Here is a 15,627-nt window from a genome sequence, read left to right on the forward strand (position 1 = left end):
CCGGCCGTCGCTCTGCCGTGGTTCGGGCGCCGGCGCGGGATCGCATGTTGATCATGGGCAGAACGTCGTAGTTCGATCTTGCCGAGCGGCGGTTTGCCCATGATCGACGACGCCCGGCCGGCGCCGACTGATCAACCGACACCCGGGCGACGCCGTGCGCAACACCGGACCGACACCCCGACCGATTGACAGACCAACTGACCGCTGATTGGATTGTCCAACAACTGGTCACGCGCTGGGCCTCTCGGCCCTGACGCCCGACGGGCAAGGGGAATCGAGCGATGCGTCCGCAGGAACTCAGGGAGCCCGAGGTGGTCACGCCGGAGGGGACCGACGGTGCCGTCCTCTACCGCGATCTGCGGCATCCCTACGTGCGCATCGTCGAGTCTGCGGGCAGTTGCCTCGTCGACTCCGCGGGAAAGCGGTACATCGACGCGGTCGGCGGGGCGGCGGTCAACATCATTGGGCACGGCGTCCCCGAGATCACCGCAGAGCTCGCCCGGCACGCGGCGAGCACCAGCTTCGTGTACTCGGCGGTGCTGACCAACCCGTGGCAGGAGGAACTGGCGACCAAGCTCGCCTCGATCACTCCGGTCGACGGCGGCAAGGTCTTCTTCACCTCAGGCGGTTCCGAGGCCAACGAGAGCGCGGTGAAGCTCGTCCGGCAGTACCACCTGGACCGCGGTGCGGCCACCAAGTGGAAGATCATCAGCCGGGTCGCCGGCTATCACGGGAACACGTTGGCCATGTTGGGCCTGTCGGGGCGTCCCACATGGGCGTCGCGCTACTCGCCCTACATCGCCAGCAACCCGCGGGTCGCCGCGTCCTACTGCTACCGGTGCCCGTTCAACTCCGAGTTCCCGGGCTGCGGGATCCAGTGCGCCGAGGATCTGGAGCGGGTGATCCTGCAGGAGGGCCCGGAGACCGTCGCGGGCTTCCTCGTCGAGCCGGTCTCCGGGACGTCCCTGGCCGGCGCGGTCCCCGTCCCCGGCTACTACGAGCGGATCCAGGAGATCTGCCGCAAGTACGACGTGCTGCTGATCGCCGACGAGGTGCTGACCGGGTACGGCCGCACCGGGAAGCCGTTCGCCATCCAGCACTGGGACGTGCGGCCCGACATCCTCACGGTCGGCAAGGGGCTGGGGTCGGGGTACGCCCCGATCGCGGCCTGCGTCGCGTCCGACCGGGTCGTCGACACGATCCGCAACGGGACCGGGCAGTTCGTGCACGGCTTCACCTACGGCGGCATGCCGATGGCGTGCGCTGTGGGTGTGCAGGTCTTCGACTACATCCAGCAGCACGCTCTGTTCGACCGCGCCGCCGAACGCGGCGATCTCCTCCGGCACCGGCTCGACGCACTGGCCGCGCGGGAGCGGCGCATCGGCGACGTCCGGGGTCTCGGCCTGCTCCAGGGCGTGGAGATCGTGCGCGACCCGATCACCCGCGCTCCGTTCGCCCCGCACCTGAATGTCAGCAAGCGCATCGTCGAGGAGGCCGAACGGCGAGGGGTGCTGCTCCGTGAGGGCACGCCCGGCCCGAACGCCGGCAAGGACGGCGACCAGATCCAGATCAGCCCCCCGTTCGTGATCACCCCGGAGGAGATCGACGAGGTCGTGCGGGTGCTCGGCCAGTCCATCGAAGCGGTCCTGGGGAAGGAGCAGGCGGCGTGAGCACCACCGAGGAGGTCCTGGACGCCCTGTCCGCGGCCAGCCGCGCCGGCGACCGCGAGGCGATCAGGGCCCTGTTCGCCGCAGACGGCGCCTTCTGGTCCGGCACCGAGCTCCACCAGGGCCCCGATGCGGCCGCGGACGCCCTCGTCGCGACCTTCCGCCTGCTCGCAACGGCGGCCGTCGAGCGCGTCCGCCGCTTCGTCCAGGGCGAGGAGGCCTACGCGGAGTTCGTCCTGACCGGCACCACGCACGACGGCCAGGACGTGCGCGCGCACTACTGCGACTACGTCCACGTCCGGGACGGGAAGATCCTGCTGAAGAGCACCTTCCACAAGGCTCCAACAGCGCCGCGGTGATCTGAACAAGGTCTCGCGGTGGCGCTGCTCATCGCCGCCGAACGCGAGCAACCGTGCATGGTGCGAGGCCCCGGGCGGACATCGTGGTGAGCACGGTCGCCAACGCCCCCGGCCATCGAAGCCAACCGCCGGGCACGCGGCGCGGAACAGTCCACCCCGTCGGGCTCGGGGTGCTCACCGTCGACGCCGCACTGCTCGCCCGTTCGGGTTCCCGCCGGTTCCGTCCCGGGCGATTCCTTCGACCGACCGGGTGGGTCTATCCGAGGACAGCACTGCCGACCTCTGGAGCACACCCGTGAAGCTGAGCCTGTACCTCCCCACGATGACCGTCCAGCGCCCGCCCGCCGATCCCGTGGCCACGTTCGAGCAGATCCGCGACCTCGCAGTCACGGCCGACGAAACCGGCTTCGCCTCGATCTGGGTTCCCGACCACTTCATGCCGTTCGGCGAGCCGGGTTCCTACGTCTTCGAAGCGTGGACGACGCTCGCCGCGCTCGCTCGCGAGACGAGCAGGATCCGGCTCGGCCAGCTCGTCACCGGCAACGGCTACCGCAACCCGGCACTGCTCGCCAAGATGGCCTCCACCCTCGACGTGATCGCCGCGGGCCGGTTCACGTTCGGCATCGGCGCCGGCTGGTTCGGCCCGGAGTACGAGGCCTTCGGCTTCGACTTCCCACCGGTCCGGGAGCGGCTCGCCCGGCTGGAGGAGGCGCTGCAGATCACGCTGGCGATGTGGAGCGGCACGTCCACCACCTTCGACGGCACCTACTACCGGACGTCCGGCGTGGTCGACCAGCCGACGGGCGTCCAGTCGCCGCACATCCCCGTGATGGTCGCCGGTGCCGGGGAGAAGGTGACCCTCCGCCTGGTCGCGCAGTACGCGGACATGTGCAACGTCCAGCTCTCGCCGGACGAGGTCGCCCGTCGGTACGCGGTGCTGGCCCGCCACTGTGAGGCGGTCGGCCGCGACTACGGCACGATCAGCCGGACGTCCACGTCGTACTGCGTCATCGCCGACACCGACGAGGAGGCGCGCGCGGCCGTCCCGCCGTGGGCACCGAGCGTCTTCCCCGGTGACGTCGGCGCCTATGGGCTGGTCGGCACGCTCGACACCATCCACGAGCGGCTGGCGGCCTACGAGGAAGCCGGGGTCGACGAGCTGATCGTCGGTTTCCACGACCCCCTCGACACGGAGACCCTGAAGGTGTTCGCAGCCGAGTTCCTCACTGACCGGCCCGTCCCGTGATCCGCCCACGCGGCTACGTCCGGACCGCGAGCCGGCGCGAAGCCCCGTAGGCGGTCGGAGCCGAACCGCACCGACCCGCCGGCCGCGTCCCCACGGCTGAGCGAGCCGTGATTCGGCCGGTCGGCGGGCGTCGCTTCATCGTGGGCGCGGGGCCGAAGGTGTGCTGCTCCCAGCGCCGCCGGTCGCCGTCGAGGCGGGCGGTGAGCCCAACGTCGCTCGTGCGGGTCCAGCCGTGTGGACCGTGCGCAGCGTGCTCGCGCCGATGTCCGCCGAGGTGGCTCGACGGAGTTCGGCTTCTGCGCGGCGTCGTGACGGGATCAACGGCTCCCTGGTGACGGCGAGGGAGCGCGGCAGGGATCACCGCCAGGCGGTCGAACTGATGAGTCTGTCAAACCGATGACTCTCGGCAGGCGCGCAAGTCGGAACCGTCGAAGCCTGTCCGAGCGAAGGGAGCAGCATGACCAGCACGCACGAGTACCGCCCGGCCCAGCACGAGGCGTCGGCCGCGGCCGCCGTCCCCCCGATCGTCGACCGGGCGGCCTGGCAGGCCGCCCGCGACGAGCTGCTGGTGCGCGAGAAGGCGCACACCCGAGAAGGCGACGCGATCGCCGCGGCCCGCCGTCGGCTCCCGATGACGGAGGTCGACGCGACCATCACCGTCGTCGGACCCGACGGGCCGACGACCCTCCTCGACCTCTTCGACGGCCGTGAGGAGCTCGTCGTCTACAAGCACATGTGGCACCTGGGCGAGCCGTTCGAGAACCAGTGCGAGGGCTGCACCCTGACCTACTTCGCCGTGCAGAACCCGGCCTACCTCCACGCGCGGGGCGTCTCGTTCGCCGTCTTCGCCAAGGCGCCCTATCCCGACCTCGCGGCGTTCGTCGACTTCATGGGCTACCCCCACCACTGGTACTCGGTGGCCGACGTCGAGGACGACATCGTGAGCGGCGACGACTTCGGGACCTGGGTGTGCTTCCTGCGCCACGGCGACCGGGTGTTCCTCACCAACACCGTCACCGGCAGGGGCTGCGAGGCGACGATGCCCGCGCTCGCCCTCCTCGACATGACCGCCCGCGGCCGCGGGGAAGCCTGGCAGGACTACCCCGAGGGCTGGCCCGAGGGCAAGAAGCCAGGCTGGTTCTGGCGCAGCCACGAGGACGGCGTCGGGAACAACTGGACCGGCGGGCGGCCCACCGTCCAGTGGACCCGTCCCGGCGTCGGGCCGGTGACGTCCGAGCCCCACCGTCACCACTGACGCCACCGGGACACGACATCGAGAGCCGATCCTCGGCGCCACGGCCGCCTCCGCCGACCGCTTGCCAGGGCGCTCGGTACGCATCATCGGTGGCATCGACGACGCTGCGGATCCGCGACGTGCGTGGGAAACCGGCGGCCGGCGCGGTTCTCGGCCTTGAACGTCCGGTGACATGACCCCGCCCGGAAGTCATGATCGTGATGGCGTGCGCGCCGCGCCGGAACCGGTCGCGGACCGCGGTGCGCAGTGCGTCGGCACCGTCGACGACCTCACACAGACGCCGGTGACCGGAATCCGTACAGCTCGCGGCGCCCAGCTGCTCCTAGCGTTGCTCACGGAGGGTCGGCGAGGACCCGCCGGCGACGGAGGTGCGTGATGGGAACCGAGCTCGAGCCGGCCGTGTCGCCCGAGCGGCTCCGCACCGGGTTCGGCTGCTTCCCGACGGGTGTGCTGGCCATCTGCGCGCTGCGTGGAGGCGAACCCGTCGGGATGGCGGCCAGCTCGTTCACGTCGGTATCGCTGAGTCCGCCCCTGGTTTCGGTGTGCATCCAGCACACGTCCACGACGTGGCCCGTCCTCCGTGGTGCTCCGAGAGTGGGGCTCACCGTCCTCGCCGAGCAGCAGAGCGAGCACTGCGCGCGGCTGGCGAGCAGGTCGGGCGACCGATTCGCCGGGGTCGCGTGGACGGCGACGAGCGACGGAGCCGTCTTCATCGACGGTGGCGCGCTGTGGCTCGACTGCGCGATCGAGCGCGAGATCCGTGCGGGCGACCACGACCTCGTGCTCCTGCGTGTGCTGGGGCTGCGGTCCGGCGGGTCGCAGGCTCCGCTCGTGTTCCACGGCAGCCGGTTCCGTCGGCTGGCGACGTCGTGACCGCCGTGCTGCCGACGGCGTCCGTCAGATCTGCCGAGTCCAGGGTCGACGCTGCGGTCAGGGCCATCGCCGCGGGCCGCGCCGTCGTCGTCGCCGACGACGAGGACCGCGAGAACGAAGGTGACCTCGTCTTCGCGGCCGAGCACGCCTCGCCGGCGCTCATGGCCTTCACCGTTCGCCACACCTCCGGCTTCGTCTGCGTCGCGTTGCCGGAAGAGGAATGCGTGCGACTTGAGCTGCCGGCGATGGCTCGCTCGAACCAGGACCGGTTCGCCACGGCCTACCGGGTCACGGTGGACGCGGTGGGGTGCGGAACCGGGATATCAGCTGCTGACCGTGCACTGACGGTCGCGCGGCTGGGCGATCGATCTGCTGGGGCGACGGACTTCGTCCGACCCGGGCACGTCGTGCCGCTGGCCGCTCGCCGCGGTGGGGTCCTGGAACGGCGGGGGCACACCGAGGCCGCTGTCGACCTCGCCGCGCTCGCGGGGTGCTCGCCGGCCGGTGCGCTGTGCGAGATCGTGTCCCGCGATCATCCCGGAACGATGGCGCACGGTGGGGAGCTGCGGCGATTCGCCGACGAACACGCCATCCCCTTCGTCACGATCGCCGACCTTGCCGCGGTTCGCGGACGCGGCGCACCGGTCCGCCGGGGTGCGGCGACCGCGCTGCCCACACCGCACGGGACCTTCCGCGCGATCGGGTACGCAGGCGACGACGGCGCCGAACACATCGCGCTGCAGATGGGGCGGCTCCGGTCCGGGTCGCCGGCCCTCGTGCACGTCGAGTGCCTCAGCGGCAACGTCCTCCGCTCCTCCGGGTGCACCTGCGGGGCGGAGCTCGACGCGGCCCTGGCCGAGGTGGCCCGGCGCGGCCACGGTGTCGTGGTCTACCTGCGGCCCACCGCAGCTCGCGCCTGCGCGTTCGTCGGGCCGGCAGTGCTCGACAGCACCACCGGTCATGCGGCGGCCGCGATCCTGGCCGACCTGGGCGTCGGCTCCAGCACGGGCATCGCCGAGGCCCGGATCAGCTGATCGGCATCGCGGCCGGACCGTCAGCCGGCCGGATGGCTCGGCTCGACGTGGGCCCGGACCTCGCGCCCGTCGGCCGACGTCCAGCCCTTCCGGGCCGCGTCGGTGAGCATGGCGGCCAGGCCGGCGTCCCATCCCGGATCGACGTGGCCGGCCGCGAGCTTCCGCACCGCGTCGACGCGGACCCACAGGTGCGTGCCGTCCTCGCTCACGGTCCCCACGTCGTGGCGGTCGAGCACGGCGACGATCTGTGCCCGGTCCATCCGCGGATCGATCGTCGCGTGGAAAGCTGTGAACACGTCGGGTTCGGCGAGCAGCACCTCGTCCTCGCGGATGACGACGTACACGGTCGGCTCCTCAGATCCGGTAGGTGCGGATCTTGGCGTAGAGCGCGGTCCGGGAGATCCCGAGCGCGCGGGCGGCGGTGGACTTGTTCCCGTCGTGCTCGCGCAGGACCGAGGCGATGACCGTGGCCTCGGCGGCCTCCAGCGGAGTCAGTGCGCGGCGTTCACCCGCGTGGCGGACCTCTGCCGGCAGGTCCGCCGTGCCGATGCGCGGGCGATCCGCGGCGCGGGCGAGGTCCGCGACGATGCGGGCGAGCTCGGCCAGGTTGCCCGGCCAGGAGTAGCGGCGCAGCGCAGCCAGGGCGTCGGCGGTGAACGACAGCGCCGGATCGTGGCGGTGCAGCTCGTCCTGAGCGGCGTCGGCGATCTCGTCGGGCGCGCGGCGCAGCGGCGGGATCGACATGGTCCGGGCGCAGAGTGCGTCGAGCAGGTGCGTCGTCGCTGTCGACACGGCGGCGCCCTCGACCACGGTGATCGTCAGCCCGACGGGTCCGGGTCGGGCGGCCTCGGCGAGCACAGCGGACACCGTTCGGACAGCGCCGGCGTCCAGGAGTTCGACGTGGGTCAGAACGACGGCGTCGCCGGCGTCGAGGTGCCGCCGGAGGCGGTTCGCCCACGACGTCGGATCCAGCCCGTAGGTCGCAGCGTCAAGGACCGCGACCGGGTCGAGCGCGGCACGCAGCACGGTGGTCTTGCCGGTGCCCGCTTCGCCCAGCACGGCGACGGTGCCGCCCTCGGCGAGTTCGCCGGCCCGCTTCTGCAGACCCGTCCGGCCGTGCGGCTTCGCTGACGTGCGCGGGGGCCGCGGCCGGCGAGCCGGCTGAGCCGCGTCCGCTGCGGGGCCGTGGATCGAGACAACGGCGCCGGCCACCTTCCCGTCGGTGCGGACCAGACGCACCTCGGCGGTCAGGTCCGCCGGTAGGGAGACCTGGGTGCGGTCCGCCGTCCCACGCTGCGCACGGATCTCGTCCCACAGCCCGAGCCGGTCGATCCCGAGGTCGGCGGCCTGCGGATTGGTGATGATCAGGTCGTCGCCGACGACGGCGAGCGGCCCGGCCGCGGTCCGCCGCTCGGCCAGGAACGCCGAGAGCAGGGTGCGCTCACGCGCCGTCGCGGTCTGGTAGAGCGCCTGTTGGATCTCGTCGACCAGCTTGCTCACGATCACCGCGAGCAGCGAGTTGGTGTCGTTCACCCGGCACGTGACGTTGACCGCGCCGAGGACGCGGCGCGTGATCGGGTGCCGGACCGGTGCCGCGACGCACGTGACGTCGTGGAAGCGATGGACGAAGTGCTCGGCACCACGGACCACCGCGATGCCGCCGGTCTCCAGCGCCGTTCCCAACCCGTTGGTGCCGACGAACTCCTCGCCGAAGTTGAAGCCCTCGATCACCGACAGGCCGTCCAGGGTGGTGCGCAGCATCGGCTCGGAGACCCAGCGCCAGATCACGCTGCCGGAGGCATCGGCGAGCGCCAGGCACGAGCTGTCGCCGACTAGCAGGGTCGCCATTCCGGTCATGATCGGGACCGCGACGCGGGAGAAGTGCGAGTCCAGGTCGGTCTCCAGGAAGGGCACCGCGACGTACTCCGGGTCGACGCCGCTGAACTTCGAGCGTCGCCACGACGTCAGCACCTCACGGCGGATGTCATGCGGCTCCTGGCCTGACTGGAACAGCTCCCAGGCAGCACCGTGCAGATCGGGTCGGGTCCCCATCGACTCCCCTCCGCACGTCATCGTGCCTCATCCAGCCCGCATCGGGGCGGATCGACCGACCCGCCCCGACTCCGTGGTCAGGCCGTGGCCGCCTTCTCCTGCTCGTACTTCCTGGTCATGTGCTCCACGGCGGCGAGCTGGGTCTTGGCGTGCGCCTCGCGGGTGGCGAACGCGCGGTCCTTGGCTGCGAGCGTGGCCTGGGCCTGCCCCTGGAACTCCGGGAAGACCCGTTGGGCGATCAGCTCGTAGGACCGCTTGGTGGCCTGCGGATTGGCCCACTCGTGGCCGAGCAGCAGGAAGGCGCCGAAGCCGCCGGACTGGTCGGCCAGCTTCTGCACCTGCGCCTGAGCGTCCTCGACAGTGCCGATGGCGCCGATGCCGGCCTCGTTGATGAAGTCGATCATGCCCTTGACGTCGGAGCTGTCCCCGACGGCCATCTGCGGGAACGCGGCCACCTTCTGGAAGTAGTGGAACCAGTGCTCGATGCCGTACTCGACGTCCCTGTACGCCTGTTCCCTCGTCTCGGCGATGTGCATGAGGCCGACCAGGCGCCACCCGGCACGATCCGGTGCGGGCTGCCCGTAGTGGGCCGCGCGTTCCTCGACGACGTTCCAGTGGTGGGCCAGCGCGTCGAAGCCGTCCTGCGTGAGGGTCGCCCCGATGGAGAGCAGCCCGATGCCGTGCTGGCCGGCCATCCGCGGACCGGTCGGGGAGGCGACCGCAGCGACCGAGATGTCGAAGTGCGGGTCGGTGTAGGGCCGCAGCTGCAGCTGCGCGTCGACCAGGTTGTGCGTCCTGGTCTGCCGCGTGACCGACTCGCCGCGCAGCAGTCGCATGATGATGTCGAGGTTCTCGCCGAGCAGCTCGCGGGTGTCGGTCGGGGTGAGCCCGATCATCGACGAGTCGGTGGGGAGCGAGCCGGGGCCGCAGCCGAGCATCACCCGTCCCCGGGTGAGGTGGTCGAGCATGACCATCCGGTCGGCCACCCACAGCGGGTTGTGGTAGGCGATCGAGGTGACCCCGGTACCGAGCTTGATCCGCCTCGTGCGTTCCGCCGCTGCCGCGATGAAGATCTCGGGGGACGCGATGATCTCGCTGCCCGCCGAGTGGTGCTCGCCGATCCACGCCTCGTCGTAGCCCAGCGCGTCGAGGTGCTCGACCAGCTCGAGGTCGCGCTGCAGCGCCAGGGTCGGGTTCTGCCCGGGCTTGTGGAAGGGCGCCAGGAAGGCGCCGAATCGAAGACGGCTCACGAGATCTCCCCGCACTAGGTCGGTGAGCGGCCGAACCTCCCGACCGCATCGTCGTGCACGCAGCATGACCGCGATCGCCGGCGGCGGAGTGTTCGGAAACTGGACAGCAGGGGAGCGCCGGGCCGCCACCGTTCGTGGTCGCTCGGCCGGTGCGCGCCGATCAGCACGGCTCCGCCGGGCCGTTCGGCCCGCGCCGCACCGTCCGAGGCCCTCTGTCGGGCGACTGGTCGCGGTGGTGACCTCGAAGCTCCAGCAGGTGCTCGAACCCACGGAGGCATCACGATGCAGGCCACCTCGGATCCGCGGCCCGTCGTCGTCGCGGTCGACACGTCCGAATCGGCGCGCGACGCCGCGGCCTGGGCCGCGGACCTCGCCGCCGATTGGTCGGCGCCGCTGCACCTGCTCCATGTCGAGCTCGGGGACCCCACGGACGCGCCGCTGCCGGCGCAGCCGTGGCTGCTCGAACTCGAATCGGTCGCCGAACGGGCCGGCGCGACGGACCGGCGGGTCGAGGTACGGCCGGGCGACGTCATCCAGGTCGTGTCCGCCCGTGCCTTCGACGCCCGCCTGATCGTCCTGGGCAGCTACGGGGACGGTGCGTGGTCGGGCATGCTCGCCGGGTCGGTCGCGCTCGGTGTGCTGGGCCGGGCGCGGTGCCCGGTGGCGGTCGTGCGCGGGTCGGCCCCGCGCATCGCCCCGCCGCGCGGTGGTCCGGTCGTGGTCGGTGTGGACGGCTCTGCCGCCAGCGTGGCCGCGCTGGAGGTTGCCGCCGACCTCGCTGCCTCGCTGGGTGCCCGGCTGGTCGCGGTCGAGGCGTGGAGCGACGTCGCGGTCGGCCCGGGCGGTACGCCCTTCCGGCGTCGTGAGGCTCCCGACGAGCTGTTCGCCGAGGCCGCCGCGGAGCTGGAGGCCAGCTTGCTGCCCCTGCGGGAGCGGTACCCCGACCTCGCCGTCGACCAGGTCGTCGCAGAGGGCACCCCGGTACGGGTCCTGCTGGATCGGGCCGCGGGTGCGCGGATGCTCGTGGTCGGCACGCGCGGCCGCACCGGGTACACCGGCATGCTGATGGGCTCGACGAGCAACGCGCTCGTGGAGTTCGCGCCCTGCCCGGTCGTCGTGGTGCACGGGACCGGCGCGGCCGGCGGGCGGGAGACACCCGGCACCCGGGCGGGGGTGCGGTCGTGAACGCGGTCGCGGCGCTCCTCTCCGCGGTGCTCGGCGCCGTCTTCGCCGTCCTTGTGCTCTTCTCCTCCGTCGTCGCGGTCGCGGCGCTGGTCGTGCTGCGTGCCGTCGTGCGGCTGTGCGGGGCGCTGACCAAGACCGGGACGCCTCGGCCGGCGGTCGACCCAGCTCCGTACCGGGCCACGACGAGCACACGTGCGGCGTGAGGGGGAGCCATGACGACGGTGACGCGGTCCCGGGCGGACGAGATCGAAGCGCAGTCGCGCCGGGCGGGTCGCCCGGTGCTGGTCGGCGACGACGGGTCGGCCGCGGCGCTGAACGCGGTGCGATGGGCTGCCCGCGAGGCACAGCGGCGGGACCGTCCGCTGCGGATCCTGCACGTGGACGGCGCGGCGAATGCCATGGAGGGCCGGCTCCACGCGCTCGCCCGCCGCGGCGAGCGCATCCTCGAGCGGGCGACGGTGGTTGCCGAGGACGTGGTCGCCGGTGTTCCGCAGGACCAGCGGGTGGAGATCCGCACCTCGGTCGTGCTGGATCGACCGGCAGGCCGGCTGGTCGCCGATGCGGCGGGTGCCGATCTGGTGGTGCTCGGCCGCGAGGCCATGGGTCGTGCGGATCGGGTCGGCTCCGTGATCGGTGCCGTGCTTGCGGACGCGGCATGCCTCGTGGCCGTCGTGCCGGCCGGCACCAGCGTCGGCGACGACGGAGCGGTCGTGGTCGGTGTCGCTCCTACGACCCCGCAGGACGTGCTCGACGTCGCGTTCGCCGCGGCCGAGTCGCGGGGCGTGCCGCTGGTCGCGGTCCATGCGTGGGAGGAGAGCGTGCACGGGATCGACCCGCTGCTCGAGCAGTACGTGGCGGTGATGGTCGATGCCCACAGGACGTGGCTGGCCGGTTGGGCTGCTCGCTACCCGGCGGTGCCGATGCGTTCCGTCGTCCGGCGCGGCCACCCGTCGGCGGTGTTGCTGGATGTCGCGACCACGGCCGGGCTCGTCGTCGTGGGCCCATCTCGGCGAAGGTGGTCAGGTGGGCCCGCGGTGGGTTCGGTGGCGCGGACGTTGCTGCGCGAGGCGCCGTGCCCGCTCGTCGTCGTGCCGCGGCGCCGTGCAGCGTGAAGCCCTGCAGCTCGGCGTCCACCGGCAGTTGACGGCCCTCCTGCGCGGGGACCTCTGCGAATCCTGACCTGACCGGTTGGAGGTGCAACCCGTGGACAAACGGCGAGACGTCCGGATACTTGTCGAGCGGCTGGGCACGGACCGATCAGGACGAACGTCCTCGACGGGCAGGAGTTTCAGCGGTACCCGCCGACACGGGTGACCGCGAGCCTGGTGCCGGCGCTGCAGCGGCGCTGACGTCCTGGCAGACCAGGCGAGGTGGTGGCGGTCGGGTGAGCAGCGAGGCACAGGAGCAGTTCCTCGGCTCGGGTGAGATGCCGTCCCGCGTGCGGGAGCTGGTCGCGGAGTCGTGGCGCCGGTCGGTCGCGGCCGGGGTGAGCGCGGACGACGAGCCGGTCGCGCCGCTGCTCGCGCAGGGTGGCGAGCTGGCCGAGTACCGCGACGCCCATCCGCTCTCCCGGGTGTTCCCGCTGCTCTACGACGTGCTCGGTAGGGCGGCCGAGGAGTGCGACAGCGTGATGGCGGTCGGGGACGCACAAGGGCAGCTGCTCTGGGTGTGCGGCACCCCCGGCACCCTCGCCCGTGCCGAGCGGATCAACTTCGTCGAGGGCTCCGCATGGGCCGAAGCGGCCGCCGGCACCAACGCTCCCGGTACGGCGCTGCGGCTGGACGCCCCGGTGCAGATCCGCGCGGCCGAGCACTTCGTCCGTGCGGTGCAGCCGTGGTCGTGCGTGGCGGCGCCGATCCACGATCCAGCCACGCAGGCCGTGCTCGGCATCGTCGACATCACCGGTGGCGACGACGTCGCCTCGCCCCAGACGATGGGCATGGTCCGTGCCGCCGCCCGGATGGCCGAGGCGGAGCTCGGCAGGCTGCTCGCGATCGGTGCGCCGGCACCGCGTCGGGTGCCTCGCATGGCGATCGACGCACTCGGCCGTCCCGACTGCCAGGTCACCGTCGGCGGCAAGGTCGTCCGGCTCAGCCCGCGGCACAGCGAGATCGTCGTGATCCTCGCGGACCGGCCGGACGGCATGTCCGGCGACGAGCTCGCGATCGAGCTCTACCGCGACGACGTCCGTGCCTCCACCACGCGAGCGGAGCTGACGCGGTTGCGCGGGCTCCTCGACGGCCTCCTCGACTCGCGCCCGTACCGGCTGCCCCGCGACCTGCGCTGCGACTGGCACGACGTGCAGGACGCACTCGAGGACGGTCGGATCGGCGACGCGCTGCGGGCCTACCGCGGCCCGCTCCTGCCGCAGTCGGACGCTCCGGGCGTGGTCGAACGGCGCGAACGGCTGGAGCTGCGGCTGCGCACGGCGCTCATCGCGTCCGGCGACCTGGAGCTGATGGCGGCCTGGACCCGGTCCCGGTGGGGCGCCGACGACCTGCAGATGTGGCAGCACCAGACCGCGCTGCTCCCGGCGAGCGCGCCGCTGCGGCGGATCGCCCTGTCCGAGGTCCGCCGCCTCGACGCGCAGCTGCGGTGGTGACGGGACCGTCGACGGCGGTATCCGGGACCAACGGCCCCACCCGATGCAGCGTGGTTGCAGCGTCGCGCTCCGTAGCGTTCGCGGCCTGATCCGCCGCGCCGCGGCGGGCGAACAGATGGAGGTACCCGATGACCGTGTACCCGGCTCCGGGAACGACGGACAGCCCGATCCAGGTCGCACCCCGCTACGGCAACTACATCGGCGGCGCCTGGGTGCCGCCGAGCAACGGTCAGTACTTCGCGAACGTCTCCCCGGTGACCGGTGCCGAGTTCACCGAGATCCCCCGCAGCACGAGCGCCGACATCGAGATCGCGCTCGACGCGGCCCATGGTGCCAAGCGGGCCTGGGGGCGCACCACCGCCGCCGAGCGGGCCACCATCCTCAACCGGATCGCCGACCGGATCGAGGCGAACCTCGAGGACCTCGCCGTCATCGAGACCTGGGACAACGGCAAGCCCGTCCGCGAGACGCTCGCCGCCGACCTGCCGCTCGTGGTCGACCACTTCCGGTACTTCGCCGGTGCGATCCGCGCCCAGGAAGGCGGACTCGCCGAGCTGGACGCCGACACGGTGGCCTACCACTTCCACGAGCCGCTCGGCGTGGTCGCGCAGATCATCCCGTGGAACTTCCCGCTGCTGATGGCGACGTGGAAGCTCGCCCCCGCTCTCGCGGCCGGCAACTGCGTGGTCCTCAAGCCGGCCGAGCAGACCCCGTGGTCGATCATCAAGCTGTTCGAGCTGATCGGTGACCTGCTGCCGGCGGGCGTCGTGAACGTGGTCAACGGGTTCGGGGTCGAGGCCGGCAAGCCGCTGGCGTCGTCGAACCGGGTCGCCAAGGTCGCCTTCACCGGCGAGACGACCACCGGCCGGCTGATCATGCAGTACGCCTCGCAGAACCTGATCCCGGTGACCCTCGAGCTGGGCGGCAAGAGCCCGAACATCTTCTTCGACGACGTCGCCGCAGCGAACGACGACTTCTACGACAAGGCCCTCGAAGGCTTCTCGATGTTCGCGCTGAACCAGGGCGAGGTGTGCACCTGCCCGTCGCGCGCGTTGATCCAGGACTCGATCTACGACAGGTTCCTCGGGGACGCGGTCGATCGCACCCGCCGGATCGTGCAGGGCAACCCGCTCGACACCACGACGATGATCGGTGCCCAGGCGTCCAACGACCAGCTGGAGAAGATCCTCTCCTACATCGACATCGGCAAGCAGGAGGGCGCACGCATCCTCACCGGCGGCAGCCGCGCCGATCTGCCCGGCGACCTCAAGGGCGGGTACTACGTCGAGCCGACGATCTTCGAGGGCGACAACTCGATGCGGATCTTCCAGGAGGAGATCTTCGGGCCGGTGGTCTCGGTCGCCCGGTTCGCCGACGAGACCGACGCGCTGAAGATCGCCAACGACACGCTGTACGGCCTCGGGGCCGGTGTCTGGACCCGCGACGGTGCGCGCGCCTACCGGGCCGGCCGGGAGATCCAGGCCGGACGGGTGTGGACCAACTGCTACCACGCGTACCCGGCGCACGCCGCATTCGGCGGCTACAAGCAGTCGGGCATCGGCCGCGAGAACCACAAGATGATGCTGGAGCACTACCAGCAGACGAAGAACCTGCTGGTCTCGTACTCGCCGAAGGCGCTCGGCTTCTTCTGATGGACCAGGTCGGAGTGACGGAGGAGGCGGCGCAGCTGCTGCGCCGCCTCACCGCTCAGCACGGACCGCTGATGTTCCACCAGTCGGGCGGGTGCTGCGACGGCTCGTCGCCGATGTGCTATCCCGACGGCGAGTTCCTGATCGGCGACGCCGACGTGCGGCTCGGTGATCTCGACATCGGGTCCGGCCGGCCGGTGCCGGTGTGGATGGCGGCCTTCCAGTACGAGTACTGGAAGCACACGTTCCTGACGATCGACGTCGTGCCGGGCCGCGGCAGCGGCTTCTCCCTCGAGGCGCCAGAGGGCGTGCGGTTCCTGATCCGCTCGCGGCTGCTCACCGACGCCGAGCACGCCGCGCTGGAGGGCTGATCGGCCCGTGTCCCGTGGACGAAGGTCCCGGCACCAGGGTCCAACGGCCGGTACGGGGAAACTGCCCGAACGGAGAGCATCGCA

15 protein-coding genes are annotated in these 15,627 nt (G+C 71.8%); 12 read left to right on the forward strand and 3 right to left on the reverse strand.

Annotated elements, in window-relative coordinates:
- Window positions 1–311: 311 nt before the first annotated feature.
- The 6 genes from ACQEVB_RS24225 to ribB all read left to right on the forward strand — a co-directional run bounded on the left by ACQEVB_RS24225 (window position 312) and on the right by ribB (window position 6,434).
- Entirely contained in the window at window positions 312–1,670 is a 1,359-nt protein-coding gene (locus tag ACQEVB_RS24225) for an aspartate aminotransferase family protein (protein ID WP_432975222.1), read from the forward strand.
- Entirely contained in the window at window positions 1,667–2,026 is a 360-nt protein-coding gene (locus ACQEVB_RS24230) for a nuclear transport factor 2 family protein (protein ID WP_432975225.1), read from the forward strand. The genes ACQEVB_RS24225 and ACQEVB_RS24230 overlap by 4 nt, the downstream gene beginning before the upstream one ends.
- A 295-nt stretch (window positions 2,027–2,321) precedes the next feature.
- A complete protein-coding gene (locus tag ACQEVB_RS24235; protein WP_432975228.1) occupies window positions 2,322–3,272 on the forward strand; it encodes an LLM class F420-dependent oxidoreductase in 951 nt (316 codons plus the stop codon).
- A 457-nt stretch (window positions 3,273–3,729) separates the two neighbouring features.
- Window positions 3,730–4,527: a DUF899 family protein gene (locus tag ACQEVB_RS24240; protein WP_432975231.1), complete on the forward strand. Its 798-nt coding sequence runs from the start codon at window positions 3,730–3,732 to the stop codon at window positions 4,525–4,527.
- Between the two features lie 375 nt (window positions 4,528–4,902).
- On the forward strand, window positions 4,903–5,400 hold the full coding sequence (locus ACQEVB_RS24245; RefSeq protein ID WP_432975234.1) for a flavin reductase family protein: 498 nt from the start codon (window positions 4,903–4,905) through the stop codon (window positions 5,398–5,400).
- Window positions 5,397–6,434: a 3,4-dihydroxy-2-butanone-4-phosphate synthase gene (gene ribB / locus ACQEVB_RS24250; RefSeq protein WP_432975237.1), complete on the forward strand. Its 1,038-nt coding sequence runs from the start codon at window positions 5,397–5,399 to the stop codon at window positions 6,432–6,434. Before ACQEVB_RS24245 ends, ribB begins: the two co-directional genes overlap by 4 nt.
- Before the next feature lie 20 nt (window positions 6,435–6,454).
- Here the strand turns inward: ribB and ACQEVB_RS24255 are convergent, their stop codons facing one another.
- The 3 genes from ACQEVB_RS24255 to ACQEVB_RS24265 all read right to left on the reverse strand — a co-directional run bounded on the left by ACQEVB_RS24255 (window position 6,455) and on the right by ACQEVB_RS24265 (window position 9,736).
- Window positions 6,455–6,778, reverse strand: coding sequence for a hypothetical protein (locus tag ACQEVB_RS24255; RefSeq protein ID WP_432975240.1), 324 nt, complete (start codon window positions 6,776–6,778; stop codon window positions 6,455–6,457).
- 10 nt (window positions 6,779–6,788) lie between these two features.
- A complete protein-coding gene (locus ACQEVB_RS24260) occupies window positions 6,789–8,486 on the reverse strand; it encodes a sigma-54-dependent Fis family transcriptional regulator (RefSeq protein ID WP_432975243.1) in 1,698 nt (565 codons plus the stop codon).
- 77 nt (window positions 8,487–8,563) lie between these two features.
- Entirely contained in the window at window positions 8,564–9,736 is a 1,173-nt protein-coding gene (locus tag ACQEVB_RS24265) for an LLM class flavin-dependent oxidoreductase (RefSeq protein WP_432975246.1), read from the reverse strand.
- Window positions 9,737–10,018: 282 nt separating this feature from the next.
- Between ACQEVB_RS24265 and ACQEVB_RS24270 the strand changes: the two genes are divergently transcribed.
- From ACQEVB_RS24270 to ACQEVB_RS24295, 6 genes are all read left to right on the forward strand, one after another.
- Window positions 10,019–10,921: a universal stress protein gene (locus ACQEVB_RS24270; protein WP_432975249.1), complete on the forward strand. Its 903-nt coding sequence runs from the start codon at window positions 10,019–10,021 to the stop codon at window positions 10,919–10,921.
- Window positions 10,918–11,124, forward strand: coding sequence for a hypothetical protein (locus ACQEVB_RS24275; protein WP_432975252.1), 207 nt, complete (start codon window positions 10,918–10,920; stop codon window positions 11,122–11,124). Before ACQEVB_RS24270 ends, ACQEVB_RS24275 begins: the two co-directional genes overlap by 4 nt.
- Window positions 11,125–11,133: 9 nt before the next feature.
- Complete coding sequence (locus ACQEVB_RS24280; protein ID WP_432975255.1) at window positions 11,134–12,033, forward strand: universal stress protein; 900 nt, start codon at window positions 11,134–11,136, stop codon at window positions 12,031–12,033.
- A gap of 272 nt (window positions 12,034–12,305) precedes the next feature.
- The gene (locus ACQEVB_RS24285; protein WP_432975258.1) at window positions 12,306–13,523 is read left to right on the forward strand and encodes a GAF domain-containing protein; all 1,218 of its coding nucleotides are present in this window, start codon (window positions 12,306–12,308) and stop codon (window positions 13,521–13,523) included.
- Window positions 13,524–13,651: 128 nt separating this feature from the next.
- On the forward strand, window positions 13,652–15,175 hold the full coding sequence (gene exaC / locus ACQEVB_RS24290) for an acetaldehyde dehydrogenase ExaC (RefSeq protein WP_432975261.1): 1,524 nt from the start codon (window positions 13,652–13,654) through the stop codon (window positions 15,173–15,175).
- Window positions 15,175–15,543: a DUF779 domain-containing protein gene (locus ACQEVB_RS24295; RefSeq protein WP_432975264.1), complete on the forward strand. Its 369-nt coding sequence runs from the start codon at window positions 15,175–15,177 to the stop codon at window positions 15,541–15,543. Before exaC ends, ACQEVB_RS24295 begins: the two co-directional genes overlap by 1 nt.
- Window positions 15,544–15,627: the final 84 nt, after the last annotated feature.

The organism is Pseudonocardia sp. CA-107938 (assembly GCF_050936315.1).
Lineage (GTDB): Bacteria > Actinomycetota > Actinomycetes > Mycobacteriales > Pseudonocardiaceae > Pseudonocardia.

What these genes read in the sequence shown, in the direction of transcription:
- ACQEVB_RS24240 (WP_432975231.1), top strand. Translation starts at nt 3,730, where the DNA reads ATGACCAGCACGCACGAGTACCGCCCGGCCCAGCACGAGGCGTCGGCC.
- ACQEVB_RS24245 (WP_432975234.1), top strand. Translation starts at nt 4,903, where the DNA reads ATGGGAACCGAGCTCGAGCCGGCCGTGTCGCCCGAGCGGCTCCGCACC.
- ACQEVB_RS24260 (WP_432975243.1), bottom strand. Translation starts at nt 8,486, where the DNA reads ATGGGGACCCGACCCGATCTGCACGGTGCTGCCTGGGAGCTGTTCCAG.
- ACQEVB_RS24270 (WP_432975249.1), top strand. Translation starts at nt 10,019, where the DNA reads ATGCAGGCCACCTCGGATCCGCGGCCCGTCGTCGTCGCGGTCGACACG.
- ACQEVB_RS24280 (WP_432975255.1), top strand. Translation starts at nt 11,134, where the DNA reads ATGACGACGGTGACGCGGTCCCGGGCGGACGAGATCGAAGCGCAGTCG.
- exaC (WP_432975261.1), top strand. Translation starts at nt 13,652, where the DNA reads ATGACCGTGTACCCGGCTCCGGGAACGACGGACAGCCCGATCCAGGTC.
- ACQEVB_RS24295 (WP_432975264.1), top strand. Translation starts at nt 15,175, where the DNA reads ATGGACCAGGTCGGAGTGACGGAGGAGGCGGCGCAGCTGCTGCGCCGC.